The sequence below is a fragment of the Glycomyces terrestris genome (genome assembly GCF_003933745.1).
GTDB classification, from domain to species: domain Bacteria; phylum Actinomycetota; class Actinomycetes; order Mycobacteriales; family Micromonosporaceae; genus Glycomyces; species Glycomyces terrestris.
On sequence record NZ_RSEB01000003.1, the window covers coordinates 621,404 to 637,448 of the forward strand.

The 16,045-nt window shown below is 73.4% G+C and carries 14 protein-coding genes; 4 read left to right on the top strand and 10 right to left on the bottom strand.

Annotated elements, in window-relative coordinates:
* Positions 1–105: 105 nt before the first annotated feature.
* From EIW28_RS12850 to EIW28_RS12860, 3 genes are all read right to left on the bottom strand, one after another.
* Positions 106–1,101, bottom strand: coding sequence for a chaplin family protein (locus EIW28_RS12850; protein WP_158630392.1), 996 nt, complete (start codon positions 1,099–1,101; stop codon positions 106–108).
* Positions 1,102–1,410: 309 nt separating this feature from the next.
* Positions 1,411–1,833 carry a hypothetical protein gene (locus EIW28_RS12855; protein ID WP_125248091.1) on the bottom strand — a complete coding sequence of 141 codons (423 nt, stop codon included), beginning with the start codon at positions 1,831–1,833 and terminating at the stop codon, positions 1,411–1,413.
* Between the two features lie 434 nt (positions 1,834–2,267).
* Positions 2,268–3,020, bottom strand: a complete 753-nt coding sequence (locus EIW28_RS12860; protein WP_197717230.1) for a DedA family protein — start codon at positions 3,018–3,020, stop codon at positions 2,268–2,270.
* 216 nt (positions 3,021–3,236) lie between these two features.
* On the opposite strand from EIW28_RS12860, the gene EIW28_RS12865 reads away from it, so the two are divergent.
* The gene (locus tag EIW28_RS12865) at positions 3,237–4,388 is read left to right on the top strand and encodes a flagellar basal body-associated FliL family protein (protein ID WP_125248092.1); all 1,152 of its coding nucleotides are present in this window, start codon (positions 3,237–3,239) and stop codon (positions 4,386–4,388) included.
* Here EIW28_RS12865 and EIW28_RS12870 read toward each other — a convergent pair.
* The 4 genes from EIW28_RS12870 to EIW28_RS12885 all read right to left on the bottom strand — a co-directional run bounded on the left by EIW28_RS12870 (position 4,385) and on the right by EIW28_RS12885 (position 8,203).
* Positions 4,385–5,227 (bottom strand): hypothetical protein, encoded by an 843-nt coding sequence (locus EIW28_RS12870; RefSeq protein WP_125248093.1) that lies wholly within the window; start codon positions 5,225–5,227, stop codon positions 4,385–4,387. The genes EIW28_RS12865 and EIW28_RS12870 overlap by 4 nt on opposite strands.
* 156 nt (positions 5,228–5,383) lie before the next feature.
* Positions 5,384–5,743, bottom strand: coding sequence for an ArsR/SmtB family transcription factor (locus tag EIW28_RS12875; RefSeq protein WP_091033022.1), 360 nt, complete (start codon positions 5,741–5,743; stop codon positions 5,384–5,386).
* Positions 5,744–6,282: 539 nt separating this feature from the next.
* The gene (locus EIW28_RS12880; protein WP_125248094.1) at positions 6,283–7,302 is read right to left on the bottom strand and encodes a LacI family DNA-binding transcriptional regulator; all 1,020 of its coding nucleotides are present in this window, start codon (positions 7,300–7,302) and stop codon (positions 6,283–6,285) included.
* A 34-nt stretch (positions 7,303–7,336) separates the two neighbouring features.
* Positions 7,337–8,203, bottom strand: coding sequence for an HAD family hydrolase (locus EIW28_RS12885; protein WP_125248095.1), 867 nt, complete (start codon positions 8,201–8,203; stop codon positions 7,337–7,339).
* A gap of 104 nt (positions 8,204–8,307) precedes the next feature.
* Here EIW28_RS12885 and radA point away from each other — a divergent pair, with 104 nt between their 5' ends.
* Positions 8,308–9,708 (top strand): DNA repair protein RadA, encoded by a 1,401-nt coding sequence (gene radA, locus EIW28_RS12890; protein WP_125248096.1) that lies wholly within the window; start codon positions 8,308–8,310, stop codon positions 9,706–9,708.
* 318 nt (positions 9,709–10,026) lie between these two features.
* Positions 10,027–10,404 (top strand): hypothetical protein, encoded by a 378-nt coding sequence (locus EIW28_RS12895; protein WP_125248097.1) that lies wholly within the window; start codon positions 10,027–10,029, stop codon positions 10,402–10,404.
* Between the two features lie 121 nt (positions 10,405–10,525).
* Here EIW28_RS12895 and EIW28_RS12900 read toward each other — a convergent pair whose 3' ends face one another.
* From EIW28_RS12900 to EIW28_RS12910, 3 genes are all read right to left on the bottom strand, one after another.
* Complete coding sequence (locus EIW28_RS12900) at positions 10,526–10,975, bottom strand: hypothetical protein (RefSeq protein ID WP_125248098.1); 450 nt, start codon at positions 10,973–10,975, stop codon at positions 10,526–10,528.
* Between the two features lie 90 nt (positions 10,976–11,065).
* Entirely contained in the window at positions 11,066–13,792 is a 2,727-nt protein-coding gene (locus EIW28_RS12905; RefSeq protein ID WP_158630393.1) for a helix-turn-helix transcriptional regulator, read from the bottom strand.
* A 74-nt stretch (positions 13,793–13,866) separates the two neighbouring features.
* Positions 13,867–14,469: an NADPH-dependent FMN reductase gene (locus EIW28_RS12910; RefSeq protein WP_125248100.1), complete on the bottom strand. Its 603-nt coding sequence runs from the start codon at positions 14,467–14,469 to the stop codon at positions 13,867–13,869.
* Positions 14,470–14,655: 186 nt separating this feature from the next.
* Here EIW28_RS12910 and EIW28_RS12915 point away from each other — a divergent pair, with 186 nt between their 5' ends.
* A complete protein-coding gene (locus EIW28_RS12915) occupies positions 14,656–16,029 on the top strand; it encodes an MFS transporter (RefSeq protein WP_125248101.1) in 1,374 nt (457 codons plus the stop codon).
* Positions 16,030–16,045: the final 16 nt, after the last annotated feature.

Genomic DNA, 16,045 nt, shown 5'->3' on the forward strand with positions numbered 1-16,045 from the left:
GCAGTGCTTCGCGCCGCGGCCCGAAGGCCGCGGCGCGAGTCGTGTGTTCGATTCGCTCGGGTTCCCGCACCGGGTGCGAGCGGCGCGGGTCCCGGACCGGGGTCCTTAGAGGACGCCCGCGCCGGCGAGCTCGGTCACGCCGGAGAGCGCGTCGGAGGCCGTGTCCGCAACACCTTCGGAGGTGGTGTTGCCGACCAGGCCGCCGGCGAGGCCGCCGACCACCGGGGCGCCGCTGACGACGCCGCCGACGGTGTCGAGGCCGGGGACGGGGAGGGCCTCTTCGTTGAGGTCCATGTCCGCGGCTTCGGCGGTGGCGAGCTCCTTGTGGCTGTCGTGCTTGTCGTGCTTGTCGTCGCCGGGGATCTCGGCCTCGGAGCCGCCGTCGCACGAGGCGGTGGCGACGCCGAGGATCGCGATGGCGTTGCCGCACACGTTGACCGGGGCCTGGATCGGCGCGAACACCTGGTTGCCGTTGCCGAGGCCCACGTTGTCCTGCGTGGTCAGGTGGCCGGCGCCGCTGTAGTCGGCGTCGGCGCCGCCGTCGCAGTGGGCGTCGGCCGAGCCGCCGACGGCGATCGCGTTGCCGCAGGCGTTGATCGGCGCCTGGATCGGCGCGAGCAGCTGGTTGCCCGACAGCGCGCCGAAGTTGCGCTGGGTCGTGGTGTTCCCGCCCGACTCGGCCACCCGGCCCGACTCGACCGTCGCGGTGGAGCCGCCGTCGGAGCCGGCCCAGGCGTGCCCGCCGACCGCGGCGGCGATGCCGCTCACGTCGACCGGGGCCTGGATGGGGGCGAACGCCTGGTTGCCGTTGCCCAGACCGGTGTTGTTCTGGCTGGTCAGGTTGCCCGCGCCGTCGAAGTCGGCCTCCGAGCCGCCCTCGCAGCCGGCGTCGGCGGTGCCGAGGACGGCCGCGGCGACGCCGCAGATGTTGACGGGAACCTGGATCGGCGCGACGACCTGGTTGCCGGAGACCGCTCCGACGTTGTCCTGGGAGGTCGTGTCAGGCCCGGTGGCGTGAGCGGTGCCGGCGCCGGCGACGAGGACCGCCCCGACTGCGACGAGTCCGGTCTGCGCGGTCTTGCGAGCCCATGAGTTGTGCACGAAGTTCACCTTTCAGGGAAATGGTTGTTGCTGTTCCATCACGTCCCCCGTGAAGCTCCGTGGCTCCAATGGCTTGTGCGCGTTCGTGGAAGGCGAGCTGGGTCTCGCCTGAGAACGGGGTGTCATTGAAACCGGGAGAGTTGTGCGGTCGGCGGTCCGTCCGGCAGGGCCTGGCGGCGGGCACGCTCGCGCGGACTCGGCGGTGCACCGCCTCGTCGCGTTCGCCTGTCCGCGTCCGGCCCTGGCCCGGACGGACCCGTCGTCCGTGTCGGCCGGGCGCGGCGGGCGCTCCGGCCGGGTTCGAGCGCCCTAGAAGGGCAGCGGGACCGGGAGGCCGCCGCCGAGGCCGCCGAGCAGGTCGCCGACGGGCAGGCCGTCGAGCGGGCCGCCCTGCGGCGCCTGGTCCTGGCCGCCCTTGTTCGGGTTCTCGGTCTTCGCCTCGGCGTCGGGGCCCGAGGGCACCAGCATGTTGAGGCCGGGGACCGCTTCGACGGCGCTGAGGCCGGGCACCTTGTCGGTGACGCCGCCGGCCACACCGGTGAGCGAGTCCGGGTTCACCGGGAGCGCCCCGAGGGCGTCCGGCGCCGCCGTGACGAGGTCGCCCGCGCCCTTCTCGGCGTTGTCGTCGACGTCGGCGGCCTGAGCGGCCGTCCCCGCGAGCAGCAGAGCCCCCGTGGCGAGGCCTCCGACGAGGCCCGCCGTACGCACAGTGCGCATCTTCATCTGCTTCATTTGCCTTTCTTCGTACCGTCCTGGACCGGTCGTCGGCTGGGGAAGCAGCGCGGACCGGACCGCCGGGCGGTACAAGATCGCTGAATTGTCCGTGGTCGACAAGCGGCTGATGGCGGCGCACGCCGAGGCAGCGCCTGCACATGCGACCCCCAGCCGCGACCGCACCGGCTGGATCGCCGGCGGATCGGGGACCGCGCTCGCTGTCCGATGGGCCGGTGACACTCCGGCCCGGCCGCATCGCGTGCGGCCACCCTGACTAACTGGAGAGGCGGGGGCGCGGTTACGCCCAGACGCGAAGAAATTCGAAAAAGATGCGACGTTGCGCCCCCGCAATGTGAGGATGACGCATATGCCCGAGTCTCACGGCGCCCCGGGCAGCGAAGCGGCCCTCCGCCGGAAGGCGAAGGGCCGCAACGGGAAAGCTGTGATCTCGGCTACCGGACGCGGGGCAGGATCATGGTGTCGGTGTGCCCGGCGCCGCCGTTCTGGTCCTCGCCGCCTCCGCGCTTCCTGCGGATGATCTTGACGATGCGGGCGACGACGAACCACACGAACAGGCCGCCGATGACGACGATGACGATGTTGCTGAGGAGCCCGGAGTACTCCTCGATGACGGGCCGGATCGTCGGACCGAACCCGTAGCCGAGCCCGATCCAGATGCCGTTCCAGATCACCGAGCCGACGAGGGTGTAGCCGGTGAACTTCCAGAACGGCATCTTCTCGATCCCGGCCGGGACCGAGATCGCGCTGCGCACCAGGGGAAGGCAGCGCCCGGCCAGGACCGCGATCCCGCCCCACCTGGCGAACACCTTCTCGGCGCGCTCGAAGTCCTTGAGCTCCAGGAGCGGCAGCTTCTCGAACAGCCACCGGGTGCGCTCGCGCCCGAACGCGTAGCCGACGTAGTAGAGGATGTACGCCCCGGCCATCGAACCCAGCGCGGCGAAGAACATCGCCAGCCAGAAGTTCATCTTGCCGTCGAAGGCGAGGTACCCGGCCACCGGCAGGATCAGCTCGGAGGGGATAGGGGGGAACACGGACTCGATCATCAAGGCGATGCCGACCCCGACCTCGCCGAGCTTGTCGATGAGTCCGATCACCCACTGCACGAGGTCGCCTTGGCCCTCGGCGTCGGGGATGTCGGTCGTGGCGGAGGCCGTCGCCAGGCCCTGGCTGAGGAAGTTCGTCACGCCGCCAGCGTATCCGGCTCGCGTTCGGGCCCGCCTCGGTCATCGGGCCGAGGCGGTTCGGCCGCGCGACCGGGACCGGCGGGCCGCGGCCGCGGCGGGGTTCGGACAGGTGTCGCGCGGGGTGCGGGCCCGGGCCATACTTAGTGGTAATTCCGCGCTTCTCACGGCTCGCAGGCCCGGACAGCGCACGGCGTATCGCAGGTTGAGGGGGCTTCGATGAGTCGCACGGTCGGGCCGTACAACGATGTCGCGACCATGCGCGTCGAAGGGGCCTACGAGCTGTGCGAGGGCCTGGACGACGGCGGCCGGCCCGTCCAGATCCTCACGCTCGGCGCCACCTCCTCCAAGGACCCGGCCCGCCGCGGCCTCCTCTCGGACACCGTGGCCTGGGCGTACGCGACGGCCGGCCCGGAGGACGCCCCGATCCTCGTGGCCGACCTCGAGGCCGAGCAGCCGTACGTGGTCGTCCTGCACGACCCGCGGCTGCGCGGCGCCGACCGGATCATGGACCGGCTCCTGACGCTCGGCCCGGCGACCGGGCCGCTCCCGGTCGGGCCCGCGGCCGCCGCCCAGCGCGCGGCCCACCAGCTGGCCGCCGCGCAGCGGTCGGCCGCCCCCGCCTCGCCGTCCGGTCCGATGTCGCCGCCCCCGCAGATGTCGCCGCCGGTGGTGATCATCGCGCCGCCGAAGAAGCGCTCGCAGCTGGTGCCGATCCTGGTCGGGATCGGCTCGGTCGTGGTCATCCTCGCGCTCGTCGTCGGCGTGTGGGCCCTCATGTCCGGCGGCGGGGACGAGCCGGACGGGTCGACCGCCGAGACCCCGGACTCGTCCGCGGTCGGCGACGTGACCGAGGCGCCCTCCGAGGGCGGCGAGGAGGAGCGGCCCGGCGACGAGATCCCGCAGTGGGAGGAGGACGCCGGGGAGGAGCGCGTCGGCGGGACCCTGTTCGCCGAGGACGCGCGCACCCAGACGATCGCGTTCGCGGGCTGGCCGTTCGCGTTCCGGGTGCCCGGGGGCTTCTCGTGCAGCGAGGACGCGCAGTCGGCGGTGTGCGTCGCCGACGACGGCGAGACGACGTTCACGGTGGGCTGGGAGGACTGCGGCGGGGGCTGCGCCGAGGCGACCCGGGAGGCGTTGCGGGAGGCGCTGCCGTACCAGCCGCTCCAGGCGTTCCAGAACGGGGACATCGGGGTCGCCGAGCGCACCCAGGAGTTCGGGCGCTGGCGCGGCTCGCTGAGCGTGTTCACGACGACCGAGGACGGCGCCTTCCACGCGTGGGCGACCGTGGACGCGCTGGACTTCCGCTCCGAGGAGGCCTGGCAGGTGTTCAACGACGTGCTCAACCAGGCGATGGCGAAGGCCGCTTAGCGCTCGTCCCAGCTGCGCAGGGCCGCCGCGATCACGTCGGGCGAGGACGGCGCGGTCTGCGGGAGGCCGGGCGTGAGGCCGTGCCGGGCGAGGATCTCGCCGTACATGGTGCTGCCGTAGGAGCGCAGGAGGTTCTGGGCCGCTTCGCGCTCGTCCTCGCCGAGGCCGGCGCGCACGAGCATCGGGTACTCGAACTGGGCGACCTGGGCGGCGCCGGCCGGGGCCTGGAGGGTCTCGCCGCCGGCGCCGTTGTGGGCGGCGACCTCGGGGGCGGACATGACGGACAGACCGTCGCCGCCTTCGACGGTGTGCTCGTCGACGCCGAAGACGATGATCCACATGAGGCTGGCCGCGTGCTGCCGCGGGTCCTGGAGGGACACGTCGGTCTCGTCGGGGAGGACCTGGTCGGTGCTCTGGCCCTCGGGGAGGGCGAGGCCGACGGCGCTGGAGGCGGTGGACTCCTGGAGGACCTCCCATTCGGCGGCGAGGCCGGTGCCGGGGAGGTTGCGCCACAGGCCGGTCTCGGGGATCCACACGTCGGCGCCGGCGTCCCCGACGTCGTCGCCTGCCACGGGCACGACGGTGATGTCGGCGCACACGTCGGAGCCGCGGGAGGGGGCGCCGCCGCCGGCGGCGATGAACTCGTCGAGGACGGCGGCCATCTCGGGTGCGGCCGCGACCTGGAGGTCCACCTCCGTCCCGCAGGACTGGACGTGGGCGATGGCGGCGTTCAGGGTGTAGGCGGTGACCGGCGCGAAGACGGCGAGCAGCGCCGCGCCTCCGAGGAGGCGGCGGCCCTCTTTCGAGAGGCGCCCTCGTCTGCGGTGTACGCCTGCCATGTGACGAGTGTATGACCTGGCGCAAGCGCAGTCGAGGTCGCGTTTTTCAGTTATCGACTAGGGACGCGGTGTCATCGCAGTTCAGGCGGGACGTCCGCAGCCGTCCCGGGGCCGGTCGGTTCCGGTCCGGCTCCGGGAGGCGGCGGCGTCCGCGGGTCACCGGCGGCGCGGGCGCCGCTTCGGCGGCGTCAGCAGGTCGGCGACGATCCGCATCGTCTCGGGGACGAGGCGGAAGTAGGCCCACACCCCGCGCTTGTCGCGCTGGACGACCCCCGCCTCGGCGAGGATGCGCAGGTGGTGGGAGACGGTCGGCTGGGAGAGCCCGAGGGGCTCGGTCAGTTCGGCGACGCAGGCCTCCTGCTCGGGGGCAGCCTGGATGAGGCTGATGAGCTGGAGGCGGTTCGGATCGGCGAGTGCTTTGAGGACACCCGCGATGCGCTCCGCGTCGGACTTGGAGAGCGTTTCGCCGCTGACCGGCGAGACGGGCGTCTCGGCCTCGACGGTGACTCGCACCATGATCGTGTTCCTTCCGGATTGGTTCCAGTCGGAACCGGATGTCGGCCGCACTGCCCATTAATCCAGTTCCAACCCTGAATATGCCTCTGCGGTGTGGCCGGGCGGTAACGACGACGCTTCCGGCTCGCAAAGGCTTTCGGTTCCGTTGGATCGCGAATCGGACTGCACCACGGTTCGGTTCGGATCCACAGCCGAGATTACGCCTGCACTGCCAGCGGGGCCACCGCCGGCACTTGATCGGTTCGCAGGCCGCAGGACCGGCTATTCAGTTGAAGCCGCACTACCAGGAGATCTATCTAAATCTCCCTATGTTTAAGCGGTTGCCGATTTCACGGCGAGAGCGGATTCACCCCCGTCGATCGATCGACGTCCCAATATATAGAACAGCTCTGATTCATGATGTTAGCGCGCACCGGCCCGAAAAGCAGGCCACTGGTGTTTCCACTCGGTTACATGAAGTTGAGAAAACCCACATTCGGGACAAGGCGAAGGGCGGGACCGCCCGGTCCCGCCCCGCAATCGCCGCGGAATGCGCCGCGTCAGGCCCGCGGGCGCGCCGTCGAGTCGCGCTCGATGAGCTCGGCGTCGACCGACAGCTCCTGGGGGTACTCGTCGTCCTCGACCAGGGCCGCCTCCAGGGCCTGCACGCCCATGTCGTGGAGCGGGAGCGCCACGGTCGTGAGCGACGGGGTGAGGTCGCGCACGATCGGGATGTCGTCGAACCCGGCCACCGACACCTGGTCGGGGATGCTCACCCCGCCCTCGCGCAGGGCCGTGCACAGGCCCGTGGCCTGCACGTCGGAGGTCACGAACACCGCGGTCGGGAGCCGCTCGCCCTCGAGGAGCCGCCGCCCGGCCTGGTAGCCGCCGTCGCGGGTGAACTCGGCGGGGACGTGCACGACCTCGGCGTCCTCGGGCAGCGCCGACAGGAACCCCTCGCGCCGCTCGCGCACCACCTGGAGCTGCTCGGGGCCGGCCACCACCGCGAACCGCCGGTGCCCCAGCTCGGACAGGAACCGCGCCAGCGCGGCCGCGCCCTCCCGGTTCGCGGGCCGCACGACCCGCCCCGGCAGGCCCGGCTGCCCCACCGACACCACGGTCGCGCCCAGTTCGAGCAGGTCCGAGAGGTGCTCGGAGAGCCGCTGCTCGGCGGCCGTGTCGGTGGTCCGCGACCCGGCCACGATGACCGCGCGCGGCCGGTAGCCGCGCAGCGAGTCGAGGTGCTGCACCTCGGAGTCGGGGTCGATGCCGGTGTCGGCGATGAGGACCCGCACGTTCCGGCGCGCGGCCTCGGCGAGCACGCCGCCCGCGATCTGCCCGAAGTACGGGTCGGTCACGTCGTGCAGGAGCAGGGCCACGGTCTGGGACGTCGCCCGCGCGAGCACCTGCGCGCCGACGTTCGGGGCGTACCGCAACCGGCGCGCCGCCTCGCGCACCCGCTCGCTCAGCTGGTCGCTCACCCGGTGCGGGGAGCCGTTGAGCACGCGGGAGGCGGTGGCCACCGAGACGCCGGCGGCTCGGGCGACATCGGCCAGTCGGGCCGGTTGTTTGCGTTCCATCCCGCTGAGGCTACCCATCTGCGGAAAGCGCTGCTCAAGCGGTCCGGAGACGCCGTTCCCTCCACACTCGCCACACCACGTAGGCCACAGCGGCAACACCGACGCCGGCGGCCGCGACCTTGAGCCGGTTGGGCTTGGACAGCTGCGGGCGCAGCGCGACGGGCCGCCGGAACGTCAGCTGCGGCCACCCCTCCTCCTGCGCGAGCCGCCGCAGCCCGCGGTCGGGGTTCACCGCGCGCGGGAAGCCCACGGCGCGGAGCATCGGCTCGTCGGTGATCGAGTCGGAGTACGCGAACGACGCCGCGAGGTCGATGCCGCGCTCGGCCGCGAACGCCCGCATCGCCTCGGCCTTCGCGGGCCCGGCCGCGTAGAACTCGATCTCGCCGGTGTAGCGCCCGTCAGGGCCCACGACCATACGGGACGCGATCACGTCCGTCGCCCCGAGCATGCGCCCGATCGGCGCGACCATCTCCTCGCCCGAGGCGCTCACCAGCACCACCGCGCGGCCCGCGGAGCGGTGCGCCTCGATGAGCGCGGCCGCCTCCGCGTACACCGCGGGCGCGATGAGCTCGTCGAGGGTCTCCTCGACGATCGCCTTCACCTCGTGCGCGGGCCAGCCGCGCGAGAGCTCGGCGACCGAGTCGCGGGTGCGCGCCATCTGCGCCTCGTCGGCCGACCCGCCCAGGCGGAACAGCAGGTGCGAGTAGCCGACCTTGAGGACGTCGCGGCGGGCGAGCAGGCCGCCCTGGTAGAGGGGGCGCGAGAACGCGAGGCTGGACGCCTTCGCGATGATCGTCTTGTCCAGGTCGAAGAAGACCGCGCCGCCGCGCGACCGGGCCGGCGCGGGGGCCGGTTCGAGCGAGAGTGCCGGTGAGCCGTTGCGGGGCTCCGCTGCGTTCATGCCGCCAGTCTAGACAGCGCGGCAAACCCCTTTCGCCCACTTGTCCGTCCGGGCCGCCGACCGTGTCGGGCCGCGCTGTCGGTCCCGGCCCGTAAGCTGGCGCCATGCCGAAGAGCCAGCGAATCGCCTACGCCTGCGGGGCATGCGGGGCCCGCGTCCCCAAATGGGTCGGCCAGTGCCCCGAGTGCGGCGAGTGGGGCTCCATGGAGGAGACCGCCGCGCCGCCGCGCCAGGCCGCGGGCCCCGGCCCGGCCGCCACGGGCGCGCGCCGGCCCGCGATGCCGGCGTTGCGGATCGGCACGGTCTCCGCCGAGCAGGCCGCGAGCCTGCCGACCGGGGTGGGCGAGTTCGACCGCGTCATGGGCGGCGGCATCGTCCCCGGCGGCGTGACCCTCATCTCGGGCGAGCCGGGCGTCGGCAAGTCGACGCTGCTCCTGGAGGTCGCGCACCGGTTCGGGGAGGCCGGGTACGGGCGCGCGCTCGTCGCCACCGGCGAGGAGTCGGCGGCCCAGGTGCGCCGCCGCGCCGACCGCACCGGGTGCCTCTCCGAGGAGCTGTACCTGGCGGCCGAGACCGATCTCGGCGCGGTGCTCGGGCACATCGAGGACGTGAAGCCGGGCCTGCTCGTGCTCGACTCGGTCCAGACGGTGCTCGCCCCCGACACCGACGGGGTCCCCGGCGGCGTCACGCAGGTGAAGGCGGTTGCCACCGCGATCACGCAGGAGGCCAAGGCGCGCAACATGGCCGTGATCCTCGTCGGGCATGTCACGAAGGACGGCAACATCGCGGGGCCGCGCGCCCTGGAGCACCTGGTGGACACCGTCGTCCACTTCGAGGGCGACCGGCATTCGATGCTGCGGCTGCTGCGCGGCGTCAAGAACCGCTTCGGGCCCTCGGACGAGGTGGGCTGCTTCGAGATGACCGAGGACGGCATCGTCTCGCTCGCCGACCCGTCGGGGCTGTTCCTCGACGACGCCCCGACCGAGCCGACGCCGGGCACGTGCGTCACGGTGACGATGGAGGGCCGCCGGGCGGTGCCGGTGGAGGTGCAGGCGCTGCTGGGGAAGTCGGTGAAGGACGGCGCGATCCCGCGCCACACGGTCTCGGGGCTCGACCAGGCGCGGTTGAACATGGTGCTGGCGGTGCTCACGCGCCGCGGCGGGATGCGGCTGCTCGACCGCGAGGTGTACGCGACGACGATCGGCGGCATCCGCGTGCGCGAGCCCGCTTCGGATCTGGCGCTGGCGCTGGCGCTGGTGAGCGCGGAGCAGGAGATCGCGGTGAGCGCGGACCTGGTGGCGATCGGCGAGGTGAGCCTGACGGGGCAGGTGCGCCGGACGGTGAACGCGGACCGGCGGGTCAGCGAGGCGGCCCGGCTGGGGTTCAAGACGGCGATCGTGCCGAAGGGCTCGGTGTCGGAGCGGCACCGGATCGAGGTGGTCGAGGTGGAGACGATCAACGACGCGAAGCGCGCCGCGGCCCGCACATGGGCGCGCCGGGGCTGACGACCGGACTGGTGTGCTCGGGCCGGTGGAGGTGGCCCGGGTCTGCGCGCGGGTCGTCGGGGGCTGATTCTAAGCTGCGCGGGCCCGGGGCCGGTCGCGGTTGCACTCCGGCGCTGTACTCGGCGAGCCTTCCGGCGAAGATCCTGGGCTGCGCTGGTGCAGCTCTCGTGGTGCCGGGCTTCGGGGCCACGCGGGATCGCCGGCCCGGCCTCGCGGGATTGTCGGACCCCTCTGGCACCTTTGACAACCGGGGGCCCACCCCTGGGGCCTGCGCGGCTCGGACCCTGCCCTGTGGACGGCGGTTCTTACACTCGGTGCATGAGCGGTTCACAGTTCAACGGCTTCCTGGTGGTCGGCGCGATCGCGGTCATCGTGCTGTTCATCGCGATCCTCTTCGGGAACGCGAAGGCCCGCAAGGACAAGTCGCCCAAGCGGGACCGCTCGACCTACGACGGCGGCGGCGCCTACACCGCGACCTACGTCGGTGACGGCGGCTCCTCCCAGAGCGGCTCCGGCGCCGACTGCGATTCGGGCTCCACCGCTTCCAGCTCCTCCGGCACCTCCTCCTCTTCCACCTCCAGTTCTTCCAGCGGCTGGAGCTGGGGTTGGGTCGGCGGTGACTCGGGCGGCGGCTGGGGTGGCGGCGGCGACTCCGGTGGCGGAGGCGGCGGCGACGGCGGTGGCGGCAGCTGCTGAGCCCGGCCGGATCGCCACCGGCGGTCTCGCCGAGCCGCACGGACTCCGGCCGAGCAGCGCGCCGCATCGTGCGACCGCCGGCCTCGGCTCCGCGTCGGCAGGGGCGCGCCCTTCCGGACCGCTACTTGGTCAGGACCAGGGCGACGATCGAGACGACCAGGCTGAGGATGCCGGCGATCTGGGCGGCGATCTCCAGCGGTGACGAGCGCCGCGGGCCGGCCGGTTCCGGGCCGGCCGACTGGGAGGGCGTGACGCCGTACGGGACCGCGCCGTCGTAGACCACGGGCCGCGCGGCCGGGAGGCCGCGAGCGGTCATGGCCACCAAGGCGATCCACAGCGCGAGGAAGGCGACGAGGCCCGACCACACGCCCGTGCTCGCCTGGTTCATGTAGGACACCACCGCGATCGCGAACGACGCGACCGTGAGCACGCTGACGGCCGTGATCGCGAACGCGCCGTGCGCCCGCGCGTCGCCGCGCTGTTTCCGCTTGCGGTTCATGGAGATCGGTACCGCGATGAAGGTGGCGATGAGTCCGGCCACGACGGCGATGACGGCGTAAGCGATGAGCATGGGCAGCCTTTCTCTTCAGAACAGGATGCCAGGCGCGCGCCCCGCGCGCAGTCCTCAATGCAGGCGGGATTTTCGCGGGTGCAGCGGCGTCTACAGGCCCAGCTTGGCGAGTTCGGTGCGGGAGGCCACGCCGAGCTTCGGGTACGCCTTGTACAGGTGGTACCCGGCGGTGCGGGGGCTGAGGTAGAGCTGCTCGCCGATCTCGCGGTTGCTCAGGCCCGCGGCGGCGAGGCGGACCACTTGGAGCTCTTGGGGAGTGAGCCTCCCGGCGAGGTCGGGGGCGGCCTCGACGGGGCCGGCGTCGCCCGCGGCGCGGAGTTCGCGCCGGGCCCGTTCGGTCCACGGCTCGGCGCCGAGGCGTTCGAACACCGCTGCGGCCGAACGCAGGCGGCTTTTCGCCTCCGTGACGCGGCGGGCGCGGCGGAGCCATTCGCCCAGGAGGAGGTCGGTGCGGGCGGTCTCGAACGGGAAGCCGTCGGCGTCGCGGTGGAGTTCGGCGGCGCGCTCGAAGTGGGCGCCGGCGGCGTCGTCGGGGGCGAGGAGGCCGCGGAGGCGGGCGACGAGCGCCGCGGAGTGGGTCTCGCCGGTGGCCTCGGCCCACTGCGTGTACCAGGCGAACAGGGCCGTGACCCGGTCGGGTTCGCCGGCGCGCACGGCCGCCTCGACGGTGTCGGGGACGAACTGGATGATGTCGGCGGGCCCGGTCGAGTCGAAGCCGGCCATGAGGCGGTCGAGCGCTTCCTCGTTGCGGCCCAGGGAGAAGTCGAGGAGCCCTTCGGCGACGTCGATCTTGACGGCGGTGTCGGCGGGCGCGAGTTCGCGCATGGTGTCGGCGAGTTCGGCGACGCGTTCGCGGTCGCCGCGGAGGGCCGCGATCGGGGCGAGGACGTAGGCGCGGGCCTTGACGGTGCCGATGAGCTGGCCGATCTCGACGGCGAGGTCGATGAGGTTCTCGGCGAGCGCTTCGGCGTCCTTCCAGCGGCCGCGGTGGAACTCGGTGACGGCGTTCATCATGAGCAGGCGCGGGAGGGCGCCGGCGGCGCCGGTCTGGCGGGCGAGGCGGACGGCGGTGGCGGCGGTGTGCTCGGCGGCGGCGATGTCGCCGAGGAGGGTCTGCCACCAGGCGACCATGGCGCGGTCCTCGGCGGAGACGGCGTCGCCGAAGCCGACGTGGATGTCGATGAGGCGGCGGAGCGCGGCGACCCCGTCGGCGACCGAGACGGCGCAGGAGCGGTTGAGGCCGGCGGTGGCGGTGGCGAGGTCCCTGACCCACGGCGAGTGGTCGATGCGGAGGCGTTCGGCGTGCTCGGCGGCGACCTCGGCGCGGGAGAAGTCCCCGGTCTGCCAGGCGAGTTCGACGGCGCGGAACAGCGGGTAGCCGGCGGCCTCGGGCTGGGCGGCCGTGTAGTGGTCGGCGGCCTCCATGTAGAGGCGGTAGGAGCCGCGGACGTCGTTGTTCCAGGCGGCGACGCCGGCGGCGACGAGGGTGGCGCGGGCCAGGATCGCGCGGTCCTCTGTGGACCGTGTGATGTGGCCGTAGAGCTCCCACGCCTTGGGGCCGTGGCCGGCCGCGGCGGCGGCTTCGGCGGCGCGGAGGAGGCGGCGGCCGCGTTCGGGGCCTTCGGGGGTGAAGGCGGCGGCGCGTTCGAAGGTCGCGTACTCGACGCCGAGGCCGCCGCAGGTGGAGGCGCATTCCGCGGAGGCTTCGAGGGCGGCGGCGATGGCCTCGTCGGGGCCGGTGGCGGCCGCGGCGAGGTGGAAGGGCCGGCGGTGGTCGTCCGGTTCCATGACGTCGGCGAGGACGCGGTGCGCTTCGAGCCGCCGGTACACGGGCGCGCCCTGGTAGGCGGCGGACCGGATGAGGGGGTGGCCGAACGTGAAGCGGCCGCCCTGGAAGCGCACGAGGTCGTCGGCCTCGGCGGGGGCGAGGTCGGTGAGCTGGGCGCCGAGTTTGGCGGCGGCGTCGAGGACGAGCGCGGTGTCGGCGGTGTCGTCGGCGGCGATGAGCAGCAGGAGGGTGCGGGTGGTCTCGGGGAGGCCGCCGATGCGGTCGCCGAAGACCTGCTTGAGGCGGGTGGTGGTGGAGCGGGCGCCGGTCCAGTCGGCGGCGAGGCGGGTCTCGGCCTCGGCGGCGGGGAGTTCGAGGAGGGCGAGCGGGTTGCCCTCGGCGGAGCGGAGGACGCGGCCGCGCGCGTCGAGCGGGAGGGTGCCGAGCCGGTCGGAGAGGAGCGCCCCGGCGGCGGCGTCGTCCAAGGGCCCCAGCGGCATCTCGTCGAGGCCGGGGGTGGGGAACGGGGGCGCGTAGCCCTCCCGCACGGTGAGGAGCATCGCGACGGGCTCGGCGGTGAGGCGCTTCGCGATGAAGAGGAGGACGGCCGCGGAGTCGGGGTCGAGCCAGTGGGCGTCGTCCACGATGCACAGCACGGGGCGCTTCGCGGCCGCGGCGCCGAGGAGGCTCAGGGCCGCGAGGCCGACGGTGAAGCGCAGGTCGCCGGGGGGCGCGGCCTTGTCGGGCGCGGGCGAGAGGCCGAGGGTGCGGGAGAGGACGCACGCGTGGTGCTCGGGGACGGCCTCGAGGTGCCCGGCGAGCGGCAGCAGGAGCGCCTGGAGGCCCGCGAAGGACCAGGAGTGCTCGGATTCGACGCCGGTGCAGCGCAGCACGGTGAAGTCCGCGGCGGTCTCGGCGGCCGCCGCCACCAGGCTCGACTTGCCGATGCCGGCCTCGCCGCGCACCACGAGCGCCGACCCGCGGCCCTCGCGGGCGCGGGCGAGGCGGTCGGCGAGGGCGGCGGTCTCCGTGTCGCGTCCGTACAGCACGGCTCCAACGGTACCGCCGCCCGTCCGGTTCGCCCCGGATCCGGCCCGGCCGGCTGGGGCCGGCCCGCGCCCGGCTAGAACGGGCTCGGCATGGGGCTCGCGGCGCGCGCGTTCGCGAGGGCCCGGCCCCACCAGTGGAGCTCGTCGAGGAGCGTCTTCGCGGCCGGCTCGTTCTCCTCGAACTTGGTGAACTCGCCGCGCTCGTCGAAGTGCTGGTAGAAGCGCGGGAACGAGATCGAGTTGCGGATCGTCAGGGTGCGCAGCTCGGGGAAGATCTGGCGCAGGTGCTGGGCCGCGTTCTGGCCGCCGGAGAGCTTGCCGCCGTAGGTGATCATCGCGACGGGCTTCGCGGCCCACTCGTTCATGTAGTAGTCGATCGCGTGCTTGAGGGACGCCGGGATCGACATGTTGTACTCGCCCGAGACGACCACGAACGCGTCGGCGCGGTCGAGGCGCTCGGCGAGGGCCGCGACGGGCGCGGACCGGTCGGCGTCCGTGGACCACATGTCGTGCTCGGCGAGGTGCTGGGGCAGGTCGGCGTCGAGCAGGTCGATGACGTCGACGTCGAAGCCGCCGTGCCCGCGGGCGACCCCGGCGATCCAGTTCGCGGGGGCGGGCGCCCAGCGGCCTTCGCGGGTCGAGCCGATGATGACGCCGAGACGCAGTTTGTCGCTCATGTTCGGTTCCTTCGCAGTCGGTGCGGTTCGGGTCCGAAGGTACGGACGGACCGACGTGGGCGACATCTGTCGACCGACTGGGCGGCGACTGTATCCGCAGGTGACGGAAGGAGGCGGGCGACCGGTCGGGGCGGCCGGTCGGTCGACGGATGCGGGCCCGGTCGGTCCGTTCGTAGCGTGGCGGCCATGATTGCAGAGACGGCGGCCCCTGAGGCCGCGACCAGGACCGATTGGGCGGCGATCGGCGCCGTCGGATTCGCGCAGCTCGTGGTGGCGGGCGGCATGTCGAGCCTCGCGGTGGCGCTGCCCGCGATCCGCACCGAGTTCGCCGTGACCGAGGCGGCGACGGCGTGGGTGCTCCTCGCCTACGCCCTCCCCATGGGCGCGGTGGCGATCGCGGCGGGCCGGCTCGCCGACCGGGCCGACCTGCGGGCCGTGTCCGTGTTCTCCATGGCCGCCTTGCTGGTCGGCTCCGTGGCGGCCGCGCTCGCGCCCTCGTTCGGCACCCTGCTGGCCGCGCGGGCGTTCGCCGGCCTGCTCGGCGGGATCCTGTTCGGGATGACGGGCCGGATCATCGTCACCTCGGCGTCGGCGCAGCAGCGCGGCCGGGCGATGTCGGCGATCGCACTGCTCATGACGGTGGGCGGCATGGGGATGGTCGGCGCGGGCGGGTTCGTGATGGCCGCGTTCGAATGGCAGGGCCTGTTCTGGGTGCTCGCGGCGATGGCCGCGGCCTCGCTGGCGTGGCTGGCGGTCTCGGTGCCCTCCAACGGGACCGGGCTGCCGCGCCCGGACCGGCCGCTGCTGGTGGACACGCTCACCTCGGGCGGCGCGATCGCCGCGTTCCTGCTCGCCTTCGAGTACGTCGACACGGCGCCGTGGATCTCGCTGGGCGCGCTGGCGGCGAGCGCGGCGCTGGCGGCGGTGTGGGTGCGGCAGCCGACGTCGGCGGCGACGGTGGGCCTGCTGCGGTCGCCGCAGGTGGCCGGGGCGCTGCTGAGCCTGACGCTGCTGTCGGGGGTGACGGGCCTGCTGAACTTCTCGCTGCCGTTCCTGCTCACGGACGTGCAGCGGGTGCGCCCGGAGCTGGTGTCGACGGTGATGCTCACGTTCATCGGCGGGGTGGCGCTCATGACGCCGCTCGCGGGCTGGCTCGCCGACCGGTTCGGGCCGGGCCGGGTGTCGCTGGCGGGCGCGGGCCTGGTGATCGCGGGAATCGTGCCGCTGCTGTTCGTGGACGCCTCGACGGGCCTGGTCGACCTCGGGGTGCGGATCGGGCTGCTGGGCTCGGCGTTCGGGATCTTCAACAGCCCCATGAACACCTACCTGCTGTCGTCGGCCCCCGCGGAGCAGTCGGGGACGGCGGGCGCGTTCATGGCGACGACCCGCACGATCGGCACCTCGCTCGGCCCGGTCCTGGCCGCGCTCGCCTGGGGCCTCGGCGCGACGGCGGTGGACGGCTACCGGCTCTCGGCCTGGACGGTGGCGTTCCTGCTCCTCGCGGGCGCCGCGCTCCAGGCGACGACCCGCCCGTGGCGGGCCCCGGCCCCGGCGGCGTGAACGACGCGGCCCGGTC

Bases quoted from the DNA above. Each gene is read 5' to 3' on its own strand.
- EIW28_RS12910 (WP_125248100.1), bottom strand. From the start codon at position 14,469: ATGAGCGACAAACTGCGTCTCGGCGTCATCATCGGCTCGACCCGCGAA.
- EIW28_RS12895 (WP_125248097.1), top strand. From the start codon at position 10,027: ATGAGCGGTTCACAGTTCAACGGCTTCCTGGTGGTCGGCGCGATCGCG.
- EIW28_RS12900 (WP_125248098.1), bottom strand. From the start codon at position 10,975: ATGCTCATCGCTTACGCCGTCATCGCCGTCGTGGCCGGACTCATCGCC.
- EIW28_RS12915 (WP_125248101.1), top strand. From the start codon at position 14,656: ATGATTGCAGAGACGGCGGCCCCTGAGGCCGCGACCAGGACCGATTGG.
- EIW28_RS12885 (WP_125248095.1), bottom strand. From the start codon at position 8,203: ATGAACGCAGCGGAGCCCCGCAACGGCTCACCGGCACTCTCGCTCGAA.
- EIW28_RS12875 (WP_091033022.1), bottom strand. From the start codon at position 5,743: ATGGTGCGAGTCACCGTCGAGGCCGAGACGCCCGTCTCGCCGGTCAGC.
- radA (WP_125248096.1), top strand. From the start codon at position 8,308: ATGCCGAAGAGCCAGCGAATCGCCTACGCCTGCGGGGCATGCGGGGCC.
- EIW28_RS12865 (WP_125248092.1), top strand. From the start codon at position 3,237: ATGAGTCGCACGGTCGGGCCGTACAACGATGTCGCGACCATGCGCGTC.
- EIW28_RS12855 (WP_125248091.1), bottom strand. From the start codon at position 1,833: ATGAAGCAGATGAAGATGCGCACTGTGCGTACGGCGGGCCTCGTCGGA.
- EIW28_RS12880 (WP_125248094.1), bottom strand. From the start codon at position 7,302: ATGGAACGCAAACAACCGGCCCGACTGGCCGATGTCGCCCGAGCCGCC.
- EIW28_RS12870 (WP_125248093.1), bottom strand. From the start codon at position 5,227: ATGGCAGGCGTACACCGCAGACGAGGGCGCCTCTCGAAAGAGGGCCGC.